The sequence below is a fragment of the Porphyromonas asaccharolytica DSM 20707 genome (assembly GCF_000212375.1).
Lineage (GTDB): Bacteria > Bacteroidota > Bacteroidia > Bacteroidales > Porphyromonadaceae > Porphyromonas > Porphyromonas asaccharolytica.
Map to the genome: position 1 here is coordinate 1337564 of NC_015501.1, position 16299 is coordinate 1353862.

Genomic DNA, 16299 nt, shown 5'->3' on the forward strand with positions numbered 1-16299 from the left:
CGAAGCAATATGTCCGCCTCTACAGGTCGTCACCTAATCCTTAGTGCTGGACTATGATACGGTGTATTTGGTCGGCTATGCGGAGGAGGTAAGTACCCTCAGCATAAGCAGAGAGATCTATGCGAAGCGTCCCCTCGGCATCGGTCTCATCCTCGTAGAGGCGCATACCCTCCATACTATATAAGGTCACTAATGTAGCGGGGAGTGTACCCTCTACGATAATGTACTCTCTAGCAGGATTGGGGTAGAGGCGCATAGTCTCTGTACCTACTTCCCCGACAGAGGTATGATCGACAAAGGTGGCCTTCACTTCGGTAGCACCCTTTACAACGAACTTCTTCGTAGCGAGGATGTCTGTGCCATTGGCAGTAAGTGCCGTAAGCTCGTACCCCTCAGCTGGAGTAGCAATGACGGTAAGCTCCGTATCGTAGGGTACTGCATCGAGGTCGTCTGCTCCTGTGACTGTGAGGGTACCCTCTCCTTCCTTCGTGAGCGTGACGCTGTAGGTAGGGTCTTCTCCCTCGTAGTCGCCAGAGAAGGACTGGACACTCCAATTCTTACCCTTGGCGATGGCTACGTCACTCTTGAGACATATATTGCCATCTGTCTGAGCATCCATGCCTATAACTTGAAATATGCCAGGCTCCTTGCCCCTACGATCGGGTAGACCATTGACTAGCTCTGTCATCGCCTCACCCTTGATCTGATTACCATAGCAATCAAGGATCTCCAATTCGCCATTATGTGACACATCAAGGTGGGTCAGCTGGTTCTCCCCGACACCTAATCCAGTCAGCTTAGTACACGAAGAAAGATCGAGTTGCGTCAGTTTATTTTCATAACACGCCAAGGTAGTCAATGCACGAGCATGTGACAGGTCTAGACTGGTCAGCGGATTACCCGAACAGGACAACAGTGTAAGCGTCTCGCAGTTTATGTCTAAGCTCGTCAACTGATTCTCATGCGAGGGGGGCGTATCCATATCTACAGCACCATCACACCATAGGAGTGTCAGGTTACCCCGGAGGGTGACTGTCTGGCTCGTGAGCGTATAGAGATGCCCCGTGCCATCGAGTATCAGCGGCTCCTTGAGACCCTCAGCGATGACATTCTGCCCCTTGACGGGACTCACCGCCAGCATAATCTGCTCGCCTACTGCCCTAGAGGTGGTCATCGTGATGACACCGTCACCGACTGGAGTGTTAGGATTAGGAGCAGGATCAGGTTCCCCATCGTATTCGGTTCTGAAATCGCTGGTTAGGACACTCCAGTTCTTAAGCTTAGCAATGAGTACATCACTCTTGAGACATATATTGCCATCTGCCTTAGCATCCTCTCCTACTACGACAAACTGACCATGAGGGTCCTTGCCTATGCGACTAGGTAGACCATTGACTAGCTCTGTCATCGCCTCATCTTTAATCTGATTACCATAACAAGCAAGACCCTGCAACTCACCATTGTGCGACACATCAAGGCGGGTCAGCTGGTTATCGTCACACTCGAGGAATTTCAACTTCTTGAGTTGCGACACATCTATGTCGGTCAGTTGGTTACGACTTACTCCTAGACCCACTAGATTAGTACACTGAGACAGATTTAGCTGTGTCAATGCATTGCCACTGCAAGCGAACATCTCCAAGCCACGAGCCTGTGACAGGTCTAGACTGGTCAGCTGATTGTCCATACAGAATAGCTCGGTAAGAGCTTCGTTGTGCGTAATGTCCAAGCTCTGGAGGAGATTGTTGGAGCAGTCGAGGTAAGTCAACGTCTTACATCCTGACACATCCAAACTGGTCAATTGATTCCTATGACCAGTTGGGATACTTGAATCTTTCATCTCATCACATGCTAGGTGTGTAAGGTTACCCCGAAGGGTGACTGTCTGGCTCGTGAGCGTATAGAGATGCTCCGTGCCATCGAGTACCAGCGGCTCCTTGAGACCCTCAGCGATGACATTCTGCCCCTCGACGGGACTCACCGCCAGCATAATCTGCTCGCCTACTGCCCCAGAGGTGGTCATCGTGATGACACCGTCACTACCAGTGCGGAGGGACTCAGAGGGGAGGTTGGTAATAGAGGGTGTCACCTCGGCTTGTAGCCCTATCGTGGTGAGTAGCGTGCAGAGTAGGACGCACGCCCAGTGGTGTAGTCTTCTTGTCATATTACTTGTCATATTAGAGGAGTTGATAGATGATGATATGAGACAAGACACGCCCCGAGGAGCTGTGTCTTGTCTATTCGTTTAGGAGAGCTTAGAGATGAGGAGTAAACGCTCTAGCATCGGACTCATTGCTAGCATCAATCGGGTTCTCTCGCATCAGCTCTAGAGAGGGGTAGCCCTGTGACATCATAGGAGTGGGCAGCTCTGCTGTGTATACTGCGGGACTAACGAAATAGAGGTCTCCTGTACTCTTTGTATACCCTACGGTCATCCATCCCTTGGCTTTAATCAGCTCTAAGTGTTGGGAAGTGAAAGCATTCTCACCAAAAGAGAATTCATCGTTCTCATTCTCACGAGTTGCCACAAGAAAGAGTCCTTGCAATTTATTAGGGATTTCATTTGTAAAGAGCTTGTCGAGGAACTGTGTGATAGCCTCTTCTGACATCTTATTGAATGTCAGATCCACAAAAAGAGTAGTGTACCACCTTTGTTTCTGTTGCTTTTCATCATACCAGTCCTCTTCGTAGTACTTATTTTCTGCTTCGGCTACCTCAATGGATGTCAGCTGATTTCTCTGAGCATAGAGCTGAGCTGGGACATGGTGGAGCTTGAGCGTAGATAGTTGATTATCTGATATGTATAAGACGTTGAGGCGCTTCAGAAGCGAGAGATCTAGAGAGCTTTGGAGCTTATTTTTTCCAAGGTCTAAACCGATTAATGTCGCAGGGAGCTTAGAAACATCTAGTGAAGTCAGATTTTTATTTCTGAGGGATAGAGCCTCTAGCTTGAGATGACTTATGTCGGGTATAGGAGTAGAGGATTCTTCTAGATATAGCTCTATGAGCTTATTACAATGCGTGAGGTCTAGCTCTTTGAGAGACGTTCTAACTAAGTTAAGAACCTTTAGTTCAGTAGCCTTAGATAGATTTAGTTGCTCTAATTTGGGAGAAGTCCACAAACTTAATTCCTTGAGAATAGGCTCTGTAGGTAGTGCTATCCTAGTTAGGTTGTTGAGCTTGCTTGTCCGTATAGATCCAAGACCCTTGCACTGAGAGAAGTCTAGATCGGTAATATTAGGACAACCAATCATATAAAAGTGCTTCAAGTTAGGAGCCTGAGATGCCACAAATGCAGTGAGTGGAGCTTCATGAATATTGAACCCGATCACATTACCCTTGATGACTACATTAGGGTCGGTGATGGTATAGCAGACCCACTCCTTTATGTTAGGATAGCGTGAGGGGTACTCCGAGGGTTTCATCCCCTTAAACTCAAGCTTTCCCTCAGCCCAGATGCCCATAGAGATGGTGTCACCCACCTTCATGCCAGAGGCAAAGGCGATGCCCTCGTCCTCTCCGAGGAGCTTGAGGAGTTCCTGCTCCTGTGCTACCACCTCGGGATTGCGAGGGGTCTCTTTCTTTTGATTTGGCTCATCCTTCTTGCATGAGATGAGTAGGATGCTGGCTAGTAGTAGGAGCCAAGACATCAGGTGTAGTTTGGATTTCTTCATTGTTATATTTGGTTTTGATTAGTGTCGTTGTCCAGGCTCTAGCGATTCTAAATACCCCCTAGAGAGTGCATAAATACCCTCTAGGGGATACTAAAGAAGAGGCTTATAGACAGCACAAAGTTACAAGCCTTAAGGGCTATCAATCAAGAGCAAAAAGGGCACTTCTCGGGATTTGTCCAAATACAGCAGAATCCGATATGGTTTCTCCAAGATTTGGCAGAATTTAGGATCAATCGCAAACCAAAACGTTGTTTCGTGGTCTACATGACACTCGGATGTACGTGGATCTGTTGTTCCCTACCTATGAAACTGTAGTTTCACCCGTATGAACCTAGCTGAAGTGAGGGAGCGGCAAAAGAAAAGTGGCGACGGCTCCTCTGTGAGAAGCAGTCGCCACCTGGACAAATATGTTGGGGTAGGGGCCTAGAGCTTGCGCCGTACCTCGATCTCCTCAAAGGACTCGATGATATCGCCTACCTCTAGGTTGTTGTAGTTCTTGATGTTGATACCGCACTCAAGTCCAGAGACCACCTCCTTGGCTTCGTCTTTGAAGCGCTTGAGCGACTCTAGCTCGCCTGTGTGGATGACCACACCGTCGCGAATGACACGCACCTTGTCGGTACGCTTGATCTTGCCATCGGTGACCATACAGCCTGCGATGGTACCGATCTTGCTTACCTTGAAGGTCTGAAGCACCTCCAGATTGGCCGTGACCTGCTCGCGGATGTCTGGCGAGAGCATGCCCTCGAGCGCATCGTGTACGTCCTCGATAGCATCGTAGATGATAGAGTAGGTGCGGATCTCGACACCTTCCTGCTCTGCTAGCTTACGAGCCTGAGCACTAGGACGAACCTGGAAGCCGATGATGATAGCCTCTGAAGCTGTCGCCAACTGGATGTCTGACTCGGTGATCTGACCAACACCCTGATGGATGACGCTCACCTGGATCTCCTTCGTCGAGAGCTCGATGAGTGAGTTGGCCAGTGCCTGTACGGAGCCGTCCACGTCACCCTTGATGATGAGGTTAAACTGCTGGAAGTTGCCCACAGCGATACGACGACCGATGTCGTCGAGGGTAAGCATCTTCTGCGTACGCAAGCCTTGCTCGCGCTGTAACTGCTCACGCTTGACCGCTAGCTCACGCGCCTCCTGCTCGCTCTCCATAACGTTGAAGTCATCGCCTGCTGTCGGTGCTCCATTGAAGCCGAGGATGGAGACTGCCGAGGATAGCCCAGCGGTGTCGACACGCTTGTTGTACTCGTTGTACATAGCCTTGACACGTCCGTAGTAGCTACCAGCTAGGATGAAGTCTCCGATGTGAAGGGTGCCTCGCTGGATCAAGACGGAGGCGAGGTAACCCTTGCCCTTGTCTAGTGAAGACTCGATGACCGAGCCAGAGGCACGACGATGAGGGTTGGACTTAAGCTCGAGAAGTTCAGCCTCAAGGAAAATTTTGTCTAGCAGGTCGGGGATGCCGATATTCTTCTTAGCAGAGATCTCCTGTACCTGGTACTTACCACCCCAATCCTCGACGAGGTAGTTCATTCCAGCGAGCTGCTCGCGGATCTTATCGGGGTTGGCCCCGTTGACATCGATCTTATTGATCGCAAAGATGATCGGCACACCTGCGGCGCTCGCATGGTTGAGCGCCTCGATGGTCTGGGGCATCACAGCATCATTTGCTGCAATGACGATGACCACAATGTCTGTAATCTGCGCACCACGAGCACGCATAGCGGTAAAGGCCTCGTGACCTGGTGTGTCTAGGACAGTCAAGCGACGACCATCGGAGAGGGTCACATTGTACGCACCGATGTGCTGTGTGATACCTCCCGCCTCGCCTGCAGTAACGTCCGAACGACGGATGCAGTCGAGCAGCGAAGTCTTACCGTGGTCTACGTGACCCATGATGGTGATGACAGGTGGACGAGGCTCTAGATCCTCAGGCTTGTCTGGCTCTTCGTCGGCTGAGATAGCCTCGACGACGTTGGCCGATACGAACTCGGTCTCGTAGCCAAACTCCTCGGCAACGATATTGATCGTCTCGGCATCAAGACGCTGATTGATCGACACCATCATATCGATACTCATACAAGTCGAGATGACGTCGGTGACGGGCACGTCCATCATGTTGGCAAGATCGCTGACGGTGACGAACTCGGTCAGCTTGAGTACCTTGTCGTCTTGCGTGGAGAGTTCCTGCTCACGCTCAAACTCGGCACGACGTGCCTCGCGCTTCTCACGTCTAGACTTAGCAGCACGTCCGAAGACTGTCTGCTTATTGTTGAGCCGCGCTAGGGTCTCTTTGACCTGCTTAGCTCTTAGCTCGTCCTGCTCCTCGGGGGTCAAGACTGGCTCCTGACGCTTGCTCTTACGTCCATTACGACGCTCATTGCGTCCTCCGCGCTCATTACGCTGTGGAGCTGCTGTGCGACTGCCTTTCTTGCCAGAGCGATCATCCTGTATCTTGGCGCCTTCGCTCTTGACATCGACAGCTCCTGAGGAGATGCGCTTGCGCTTGCGACGATTGCTCTCTTTGTCCTTGCTAGACTTGCTAGACTTGCGAGAGTTGCTAAAGCTACTGAGGTCGATCTTGCCGACCACCTTGAGCTGTGGCTCGTCCTCTTTCTTGGCAATGCGAAAGATCTCTGTCGCATCCTCACCCTTGGTCTCGGGAGTAGTCTCGGTGGGCACACCTGCTTTGGGCGTAGGGGTGTGGGGCTCTTGGACTGCTGGCTCTTTGACGGCTGGCTCTTGGGCTGCAGGCTCTGATGCGGCAGCGGTTGGCTGCTCGGTAGCCTTCTGCTTCGGCTCTTCCTTCACTGGCTCTTCCTTAGCAGCGATTGGCTTGACCTCGCTCTGTGCAGGCTCCTTAGAAACAACGGGTGCTGCCTTAGATGTGTCCTGCTCCTTAGACAAGACCTTCGTAGAGGTTTTAGCGCTCTCTACGGGCTTAGCCTCGCTCTTTGTCTCTTTAGTCTCGGGAGCCTTTTTCGTCTCCTTGGTCTCCTTGGCAGGCGTAGCGACCTTCGGCTGCTCAGCTGTCGTGCTTGCCTGCGTCTTGGTAGGCTCCTCCTGAGTAGCTGCCTTTTGCTTAGTTGTGCTCGTGCTTTTTGGCTTGCTAGCCTTAGTTGCTACCTTCGTCTTGGTGGGCTCCTCTTGAGTAGCCGTAGAGGCTTTGGATGTAGAGGTTGAGACTGGGTTATTGTGCTTATCGAGCTCTATCCGCCCCACTACGTTGACCTGCGAGGTGCTGGCCGTGGTGGGGATGTCTGGCTCTGCCTGCCCCTTTTTAGCTGCTGGAGTCTTTGCCTCTGTGGACTGCGCCTCGGCGTTATTAGCTTCAGACTTTGCAGTCTTCGTAGGCTCCTCTGGTTTAGCCTTAGGAGCGCTCTTGCTGCGAAGGAACTTCTTCTTGGCTCTTCCTACAGTCTCCTCATCAAAGGTCGGCGTGAAGCTACGCAGGATCAGATTAAATTCATCCTCCGTGATGCGTGTGTTAGGGTTGTTGTCGACTTCCTTTCCCTTGTCGTGAAGGAAGGCGACAAGCGAATTGACTCCGATGTTGAGTTCTTTGGCTAGGCTAAACAGTTTTATGGACATATATTTCTCTTGATTGCTCGTCTACGGGTGGGGTTCGGTATTTCTTATCGTTATGAATAGTCCCAGTCACTGTAACCCCTATACTGTGACTAGCTGGTAGTGTGCTCTGCTTACTCCTCAGTAGCTTCGTCTGTTGGCTGAGGCTCAGCGGTCGTCTCGTCCTCCTTGAGGTCTTCGATGATCGCCTGCGCGATCTCCTTTTGCGTAGGTACAGGGCTCTTGAGCAGGTCAATGTTTTCCTGTGGTAGTCCCATCTCCTCTAGCTCCTCAAGGTCAAACTCGGACGAGAGGATGCGGAGGACACGGTCGATGGTCTCTAACTCGAGATCAGTCTTCTTAAGAAGCTCTGTGCGTGAAGTGGTTAGGACGGCACGAGCCGTGTTGAGCCCAATGTCTAGAAGCATCTTGATGACCCAGTCCTCGATCTCATCACTAAACTCGGAGAGGTAGATATCCTCCTCAGTCGTATCCGCTGCATCACGGAATACCTCAATCTCAAAGCCTGTCAGAACGGACGCTAGCTTGATGTTGCTGGCGTTCTTACCGATAGCTAGAGGTACATCCTCTGGACGTAGGTAAACCTCTGCTTTGGCAGTCTCTGGATAAAGCTCGATCGAAGAGATCTTCGCAGGGCTCAGTGCACGCTGTATGAATAGACTATCGTTTGCCGTGTAGGTGAGGACGTCAATGTTCTCCCCATGTAGCTCCCGGACGATGCCACGTATGCGGCTACCATTCATGCCGACACAAGAACCTACAGGATCGATGCGATCATCGTAAGACTCGACGGCAATCTTGGCGCGGACACCAGGAATGCGTGCTACACGCTTGATCGTAATCAAACCATCAGCGATCTCGGGGACATTGATTTCGAAGAGACGCTTGAGAAACTCTGGGCTAGTGCGTGAGAGCGTGACACGAGGGTTGTTGTTCTCATTATCCACGCGAGCTATGACGGCATGAACGCTATCACCCTTGCGGAAGTACTCGTCAGGGATCTGCTCACTCTTGGGCATGATGAGCTCGTTGCCATCCTCGTCAACGAGTAGAGTCTCACGCTTCCATACCTGATAGACTTCAGCCGTGATCAGCTCTCCTACACGCTCTATAAAGGTTTGGTAGAAGTGCTCCTTCTGCAGATCCAAGATCTTGCTTGAGAGGGTCTGGCGTAGATTGACTATGGCACGCCGACCGAAGGAGAGGAAGTCTACCGAGTCGGTCACATCATCTCCGATCTCAGCCTCGGGATCTATCTCACGAGCCTCTGTGTAGGCTACCTGCTCGTTCTCCCGCTCGACAGCATCGTCAGCAACCACCTCGCGGGTGCGCCAGATCTCAAAGTCTCCGCTATCCGCATTGATGATTACGTCAAAGTTGTCGTCTGAGCCAAACATCTTAGCGAGGATGCTCCGGAAGGAGTCCTCTAATACGTGGAGCATCGTCTCCTCGTCTATGTTCTTCAGCTCTTTGAATTCGGTGAGTAGAACCTTTAAGCTCGTTGATTCTTTCTTTCTAGCCATATATGTATGTTGGGTCTCTTCTGTGGGACTAGTATATCTAAGTAATGATGGGGGAGGGGATCTCTATCAGAGTGCTTTGTCTAGATCGTATGAGATGCGCTTGAGCTGATCATGGTCGATGCGGTGTGGCTCGATGACCTGCTTCTTTTTCTTCTTCTTACCATCCTGTACGGTCTCTGTGCGCTCTATCTCTAGGACGACATACTCAGGGAGCTGATCAGCACCTCGGGCACCAACCTCTATGAGTTTGCCGTGCCACTTCATACCTGACGCATCGACCGCCTGCACGGGTGCCTCTAGATGACGTGTGTACTGCTCGTAGACTTGCCACGGATCGGAGAGACTCGGCGATGACACCTCTAGGGCGTAGTCCTCCTCCTCGTCACGATCGTGTAGCTGCGTGATGGCCCTAGAGATCTCGACACAACGAGAGATGGGCAAGCCACCCATGACATCAACCACTACTCGGATCTGATCCCCTGGACTACTAGTTATCTCCACGACAAACTCGTCCTCGTGGAGCATCTGCTCTATTTCTGTGCGGAGTACTGCTAGATCTATCATGATACTCGATGATTATATACAAAAAGGAGGGAACCGCTGTCGCATGGCTTCCTCCTCCATACCTAAGCTGAGATAACTGCTTGTGAGCCGTACGACCTCAACCGGTTCATTACGATGCAAAGATAGTAATATTTCTTTAGATAGCACACTGTCTACCCGATGCACGGTAAATAATCTAGAGGATCCGCCTAGGTAATGATGGAAGAATGAAAAATGCCAAGCCCCTCTACCTCATAACCCTTATCAAACGAAGGGATAGGAGGCGGAGGGGCTGCTGTATCGTGTAGCGTAGAGCTTAGCGATGTGTCACTAAGTGATGACTACTCGTGTGTCGCTACAGAGACGAAGCTACGATCTCCTCTCGTCTGAGTGAAGACGACCGTACCGTCTGTCAGTGCATAGAGGGTATGATCCTTGCCCATGCCCACGTTCTCACCTGGGTGGTGTTGCGTACCTCTCTGACGTACGATGATGTTACCAGCCTTACAGGCTTCGCCTCCAAAGATCTTAACGCCTAGGCGTTTGCTTTCGGATTCGCGTCCGTTCTTGGAGCTTCCTACACCTTTCTTATGTGCCATGATTCCTTAGAGTCTTTAATTATCCTACGATTTGCTTTACTAGTATCTCGGAGAACTGCTGGCGATGCCCTCTGAGCTTGCGATAGCCCTTTCTCCGATTCTTATGAAAGATCAGCACCTTCTCACCCTTGACGAGTGGAGATACCACCTCACATACTACCTGTGCGCCCTCGATCGTCGGGGCACCTACTGCGACTGCTCCGTCCTTGTCGAGGAGCATAACCCGGTCAAAGGTAACCTCTGCACCCTGCTCCACCTCGCGGATATGATGCACGAAGAGCTTGCGACCCTCCTCTACCTTAAACTGCTGACCTTGGATTTCAACAATTGCGTACATTACGTTTGTCTGTTACTATTATTATATAGTCCCGTAAGGTGGCTGCCTACTATCGACTAGCGCTTGACAAACCTTACTTAGGAAGTAAACCGACTGCAAAGGTACAAAAAACTTGACACCCCGCAAGCGTACCCCCGCTGAGAATCGAACTCAGATCTAAAGTTTAGGAAACTTCTATTCTATCCGTTGAACTACAGGGGCTTCTGCATACTTGCACCATAGCGTGTGCCACAGCTCTCTGCAAACTGCCTTGTACAATCGCCTCCGCAAAGGTACGCAATAAAAACGTACCGCCGCACCTTTGCTTCGCAAAAGCCAGGGCTGACGCATTATGTACAATGAGCTCGTTTACCTATCTATTCCTCGTCTATCGTTCTGTGTGGCTCTTGAAAATCCGATTATGATGCGTCATCCCTGGCTGAGAAAAGTTGATGCCGGATCGCTACAATAATTTAGAACTGACTACATATCAAAACGGCACTGCGTCGGGGAAAAGTGATTTCCACGTGGATATTTCAAAATCTCCACGTGGGGAATTTTTATTTTCCACGTGGGGAAGAAAAAACTCTTCGGAGGAATCAAATGAAACTTCGGAGGAAATGAATGACGCCCACGTGGAAAAAGAAAAATATCCACGTGGAGATTTGAGATTTTCCACGTGGATATTCGAGAAAGGGGGGAATCGGACGAATTTCCCCGTAAAGATATGTAAATAGAGAGTAGAGATTAGAAGTTAGAGATTAGAAATTAGGGATTAGAAATTAGGGATCGGAGAGCATCGGAGGAATCGGAGAGTTCGGAGGGGGAGAGATTAGAGATTAGAGGGCAGGACTGACACATTATTATATATAGTGCACTCATCTATGCCTCGCTTGTCCTTATGTGTAGCTCCTGACAGAGCGATTATAATGCGTCAGCCCTCTTCGCAAAAGCCCAAATCTAGCCCAGAGCGTAGACACTCCATTACTCGCAGAGAAACATTATCTTTGTGCCAAACAACAAGCAAGTTATGTTAGGAGCAATAGTAGGAGACATCGTCGGTTCACGATTTGAGTTTGCAAATACCTACCGCACAGACTTCGAGCTCTTTGCCGATGGGTGCGACTATACGGACGACACAATCTGCACCGTAGCCGTTGCCGATGCGCTGCTGAGAGGAGCGAACTTTGCTGATACCTTGCAGGCGTGGTGCAGACGCTACCCCCATCCTAAGGGGGCTTACGGCGGACGCTTTCATCAGTGGATCTACACGACCCCACCAGTGCCGTATCGCAGCTTTGGCAATGGCAGTGCCATGCGCGTCTCACCCTGTGGCTGGCTCTCCACTCGCGATACCGTCCTCTCACAAGCTAAGGCCAGCGCCGAGTGCACCCACAACCACCCCGAGGGGATAAAAGGGGCGGTCTCTATCGCAGACGCCATCTACCAGCTCAGAGGTGGGGCGAGCAAAACCAACCTCAAGAAGCATATCGAGGAGACCTATCACTATGACCTCACACAGCGGGTCGACTACATCCGGGAGCACAACAGCTTTGACGAGACTTGTCAGGTGACCGTGCCGCAAGCGATCGTCTGTTTCTTAGCGGGGCGCACCTTCGAGGAGGTTATTCGCCTAGCCATCTCCATTGGTGGCGACAGCGACACCATAGGCGCTATCGCGGGGAGCCTCGCCGAGGCGCACTTCGGTATACCCTCCGAGATAGAGCAGCGTACCCTCGCTTATCTCCCCGAGGATATGCGCCAGGTCATCGACAGCTTCCGCCAGACGATCCGAGGACACGAGACGAACTGATTAAGCAATGCCGATACTACAAAGGCGAGGAAGGGTGCCCCTTTGATGATTCAAAATATCCTCAAGAGATAACTTGGTATTGGGATATGGAGCGCGTATTCGTGGAGAATGAAGGTCTCTTACTTCCGATGCATTTAGATTATGAATGCATTGGCGGAAAAAGATATAAGAGTATTCCATACGCTCTTCTCATTGTGATGTTCACATCATGGGGAAAATACACCTATGACTTAAAGAAAAGTCTTTCGACCTTTTACGAACTAGTTGATGGTTATCTTGAGAGCGGAGTATCGTCTTAATATCCTACGTTGCTTGCCTTCACGTGCTACAAAGGCTTCAGTTCTTCTCAGATCTCTAACCTACAATAAAGATACAGCAGTCAACTGATGGCTGGTTCGCAAGTGTGCGGTCGCTTGCTCAGTAGCTCGTTGGTCTGTATCTTTGCAGTGGAGTTCATCGCCATTGGCGGTCTTCTTCACCCGAGACGATAGCGGTTGCAGTCCGAAGTCTCAAAAGCACACAGCCTCTACTCTCTCAGTAGGGGCTGTTCTTTTGTCGCTCAGTTTTGAGCGGCTCTCAGTACTTCCTTGACGACAGACATTGCCTAGTTAGCTCATAAGAGTTTCTTACTTGTTGAGGGAGGCGAGTGCTCGTACAGCTGATAACTCGTCGACTTGTTTAGCTTGGATAATTGCGGTGTCTATAGCAAGTTCGTACCTTTGGAGTGCAAGACACGATAAACTATGACACGAGACGAACTGATCAAGCAATGCCGATACTACAAAGGAGAGGAAGAGTGCCCCTTTGACGGAGTAGACCAAGACAAGACTGCCTTTTGGTCGTATGAATATATCTGGGTGAATAAATTTAAGGGAGACTATATTGACGAGCAAATGACTCAGTCTAGTTACCTTGCCTTCCCGCCTGTCGCGATGGCTAATAGGGGAGAGTTCTCTTCTGTCCCCGTATCTCTTCAGCAACTGCTCTTCAATCGTTATGTGCATTGGCTCGGAGGCTATCAGTCTTTGGAGGAAGATGTCGCTAGTTTTGTGACTTGGCTCCAAAGGACCTATCTACAAGAATGACTATCGAGCGAACGCCTTCACCTAGCAGAGCCTATATGAAGTAGTGCGTTTGACTCCTCCCTGCCTAATCCCCTTAAAAATCTCTTCGCTTAAGCTAGCCTAGTGAAGCTATACGAGTTCACAACATCTTTAGGATGTTTAGTGCAAACCCTTTTTGAGTTCGTCCATACTGTCTGTCGCTCGTTAGTTCGGACCTTTGCGATGGAGAGGTGATAGTTATATCTACGGCTCCTGAGTACGTGTCAGGTCAGTGTCGGGGTAAACGTCATCTCTTCTCATCTCGACTTCTCGAACGAGTAACCCTTTGCTTTCTAAGTTCATATGCAAGTAAAAAGCGAAGTTTTTTCTCGTTTCGGAAGTTCGGTCGACTGCTCTTCGGGTGAACCGCTCAGCGGGGTGGGGGCTTCCACCGTAGGGGCGGACCTATGTGTCCGCCTGTCCTCACCTGAGCGTAGTCTATTCTGCGGGCGGACACGCAGGTCCGCCCCTACACGAATCACATCAACACGACAAATCCAGCCATCAAATGCTGTAATGCCAGTATTTGTATGGACTCATGGTCGTGCGTCCATTGTGTCAAAGCGAAACGAGTAACGATGAGACGAGAACCCTTTGTAGGGACGCTCGGTCTGAGCGTCCGTTGTATCACAGCAAGATGGCGTCCGTTGTATCACAGCGAAACGACTCCTATAGTAACGCTCGGCCTGAGCGTCCGTCACCTGTCCCGCAACGCATACAAATCCCTATGCATCAGCATACTGAGTTGGCTCGTTGTGTCCTTCGCCGAAAAAAGTTTGCCAAACATTTGGTGGATTGGAAAAGTTGTAGTACCTTTGCACTCGCAACTCAAAAGAACGGGGTTTCGGAAGTGTCTGAGCCTCATGAGAGGCGAGTAGGTTTTTGATGTTAAGAGCATCGCTTGGCGACCCTATATATAATAGGTGTAAGACGCACGAGCGAGGAGCTCGAAAAAAAACTTCTCCGAAAATTTGGTGGATTCAAAAAGTTGTCGTACCTTTGCATTCGCAACCTCAAAGAAAGGGTGGTCGGAAGTGTCCGGCGCACGATTGGGGTTTGGTTACGATGGTAGCTGATCGAAACGCTTGCTGAGTCTATGTGATGACTCGCTTGCCAGGTTGATTTAGAGACTCAATGAAGCACTTGCTCGTATGAGTGTTCATCGACTGACAAAAAACGATCGGCGAAAAAAAAAACTTCTCCAAATATTTGGTGGTTTCAAAAACTTGTCGTACCTTTGCACTCACAACCCGCAAGAAAAAGCAGATCGCTCTTCACAGGTGAAGAGGCGTTGATCTGGGGCTCTTAAGAGGGCTACGCTTACGGGGATAATAGAAGCGATCTTTGATATATTTCATAACTAAACAATCAAAGTGTAGTGATCTAGAGCTGCGATGCTCTAGATGAAACAATACCTAAGACAATCCAATCTAGGTCTACACTGCGAGGACAATAAGCATAATAGCACAATAATCATCTTAGAGACAAGGCTTGCGGTAGCGAAAGCTACTGATAATAGGGTCTTGTGTTATAACAGAGAACAAACAAACAAAATACTAACAATGGAGAGTTTGACTCTGGCTCAGGATGAACGCTAGCGATAGGCTTAACACATGCAAGTCGAGGGGCAGCGAGATGTAGCAATACGTCGTCGGCGACCGGCGAATGGGTGAGTAACACGTATGCAACTTACCTCTTAGTGGTGAATAACCCGATGAAAGTCGGACTAATACACCATATACTCCTTAGATCCCATGAGAAGAGGAGGAAAGATTAATCGCTAAGAGATGGGCCTGCGTTCCATTAGCTAGTTGGTAAGGTAACGGCTTACCAAGGCAACGATGGATAGGGGGACTGAGAGGTTGACCCCCCACATTGACACTGAGATACGGGTCAAACTCCTACGGGAGGCAGCAGTGAGGAATATTGGTCAATGGGCGAGAGCCTGAACCAGCCAAGTCGCGTGAAGGAAGACTGCCCGCAAGGGTTGTAAACTTCTTTTGTATGGGATTAAAGTCACCTACGTGTAGGTGTTTGCAGTTACCATACGAATAAGCATCGGCTAACTCCGTGCCAGCAGCCGCGGTAATACGGAGGATGCGAGCGTTATCCGGAATTATTGGGTTTAAAGGGTGCGTAGGTTGCAAGGGAAGTCAGGGGTGAAAAGCTGTAGCTCAACTATGGTCTTGCCTTTGAAACTCTCTAGCTAGAGTGTACTGGAGGTACGTGGAACGTGTGGTGTAGCGGTGAAATGCATAGATATCACACAGAACTCCGATTGCGCAGGCAGCGTACTACATTACAACTGACACTGAAGCACGAAAGCGTGGGTATCCAACAGGATTAGATACCCTGGTAGTCCACGCAGTAAACGATGAATACTAGATCTATGCGATATACAGTATGGGTCTAAGCGAAAGCGATAAGTATTCCACCTGGGGAGTACGCCGGCAACGGTGAAACTCAAAGAGATTGGCGGGGGTCCGCACAAGCGGAGGAACATGTGGTTTAATTCGATGATACGCGAGGAACCTTACCCGGGATTGAAATGTAGATGCATGAGGCTGAGAGGTCTCTTCCCTTCGGGGCTTCTATGTAGGTGCTGCATGGTTGTCGTCAGCTCGTGCCGTGAGGTGTCGGCTTAAGTGCCATAACGAGCGCAACCCGCGTCGATAGTTACTAACGAGTCAAGTCGAGGACTCTATCGAGACAGCCGTCGTAAGACGTGAGGAAGGAGCGGATGACGTCAAATCAGCACGGCCCTTACATCCGGGGCGACACACGTGTTACAATGGTAGGGACAGCGAGCAGCCATCTGGTGACAGAGAGCTAATCTATAAACCCTATCCCAGTTCGGATCGGAGTCTGCAACTCGACTCTGTGAAGCTGGATTCGCTAGTAATCGCGCATCAGCCATGGCGCGGTGAATACGTTCCCGGACCTTGCACACACCGCCCGTCAAGCCATGGGAGTCGGGGGTACCTGAAGAGCGTGACCGTCACAGGAGCGCTTGAGGGTAAAACTGGTGACTGGGGCTAAGTCGTAACAAGGTAGCCGTACCGGAAGGTGCGGCTGGAACACCTCCTTTCTGGAGACACGAGGCTCTCTGAGAGGTTTAGACAAGAGGG

Annotated in this window: 9 protein-coding genes, 1 tRNA gene and 1 rRNA gene; 3 read left to right on the top strand and 8 right to left on the bottom strand. The window is 50.3% G+C overall.

Annotated features, from left to right (window positions below; all coding sequences use genetic code 11):
• Positions 1-40: 40 nt before the first annotated feature.
• From PORAS_RS05250 to PORAS_RS05285, 8 genes are all read right to left on the bottom strand, one after another.
• Positions 41-2164: a T9SS type A sorting domain-containing protein gene (locus PORAS_RS05250; protein WP_013760462.1), complete on the bottom strand. Its 2124-nt coding sequence runs from the start codon at positions 2162-2164 to the stop codon at positions 41-43.
• Between the two features lie 91 nt (positions 2165-2255).
• Positions 2256-3674 (bottom strand): leucine-rich repeat domain-containing protein, encoded by a 1419-nt coding sequence (locus tag PORAS_RS05255; RefSeq protein ID WP_013760463.1) that lies wholly within the window; start codon positions 3672-3674, stop codon positions 2256-2258.
• Positions 3675-4097: 423 nt separating this feature from the next.
• The gene (gene infB / locus PORAS_RS05260; protein WP_013760464.1) at positions 4098-7277 is read right to left on the bottom strand and encodes a translation initiation factor IF-2; all 3180 of its coding nucleotides are present in this window, start codon (positions 7275-7277) and stop codon (positions 4098-4100) included.
• Between the two features lie 110 nt (positions 7278-7387).
• On the bottom strand, positions 7388-8797 hold the full coding sequence (gene nusA / locus PORAS_RS05265; protein WP_013760465.1) for a transcription termination factor NusA: 1410 nt from the start codon (positions 8795-8797) through the stop codon (positions 7388-7390).
• A 66-nt stretch (positions 8798-8863) separates the two neighbouring features.
• Positions 8864-9361, bottom strand: coding sequence for a ribosome assembly cofactor RimP (locus PORAS_RS05270; protein WP_013760466.1), 498 nt, complete (start codon positions 9359-9361; stop codon positions 8864-8866).
• Positions 9362-9681: 320 nt separating this feature from the next.
• The gene (rpmA, locus tag PORAS_RS05275; protein WP_004331204.1) at positions 9682-9939 is read right to left on the bottom strand and encodes a 50S ribosomal protein L27; all 258 of its coding nucleotides are present in this window, start codon (positions 9937-9939) and stop codon (positions 9682-9684) included.
• Positions 9940-9958: 19 nt separating this feature from the next.
• Positions 9959-10276: a 50S ribosomal protein L21 gene (gene rplU / locus PORAS_RS05280; protein WP_013760467.1), complete on the bottom strand. Its 318-nt coding sequence runs from the start codon at positions 10274-10276 to the stop codon at positions 9959-9961.
• 129 nt (positions 10277-10405) lie between these two features.
• Positions 10406-10477: transfer RNA gene (locus PORAS_RS05285), tRNA-Arg, on the bottom strand.
• A gap of 808 nt (positions 10478-11285) precedes the next feature.
• Here PORAS_RS05285 and PORAS_RS05290 point away from each other — a divergent pair.
• The 3 genes from PORAS_RS05290 (at position 11286) to PORAS_RS05300 (ending at position 16259) form a co-directional block, all read left to right on the top strand.
• Entirely contained in the window at positions 11286-12068 is a 783-nt protein-coding gene (locus PORAS_RS05290; RefSeq protein ID WP_013760468.1) for an ADP-ribosylglycohydrolase family protein, read from the top strand.
• A 743-nt stretch (positions 12069-12811) separates the two neighbouring features.
• Positions 12812-13153: a hypothetical protein gene (locus tag PORAS_RS05295; protein WP_013760470.1), complete on the top strand. Its 342-nt coding sequence runs from the start codon at positions 12812-12814 to the stop codon at positions 13151-13153.
• A gap of 1577 nt (positions 13154-14730) precedes the next feature.
• Positions 14731-16259, top strand: a 16S ribosomal RNA gene (locus PORAS_RS05300).
• Positions 16260-16299: the final 40 nt, after the last annotated feature.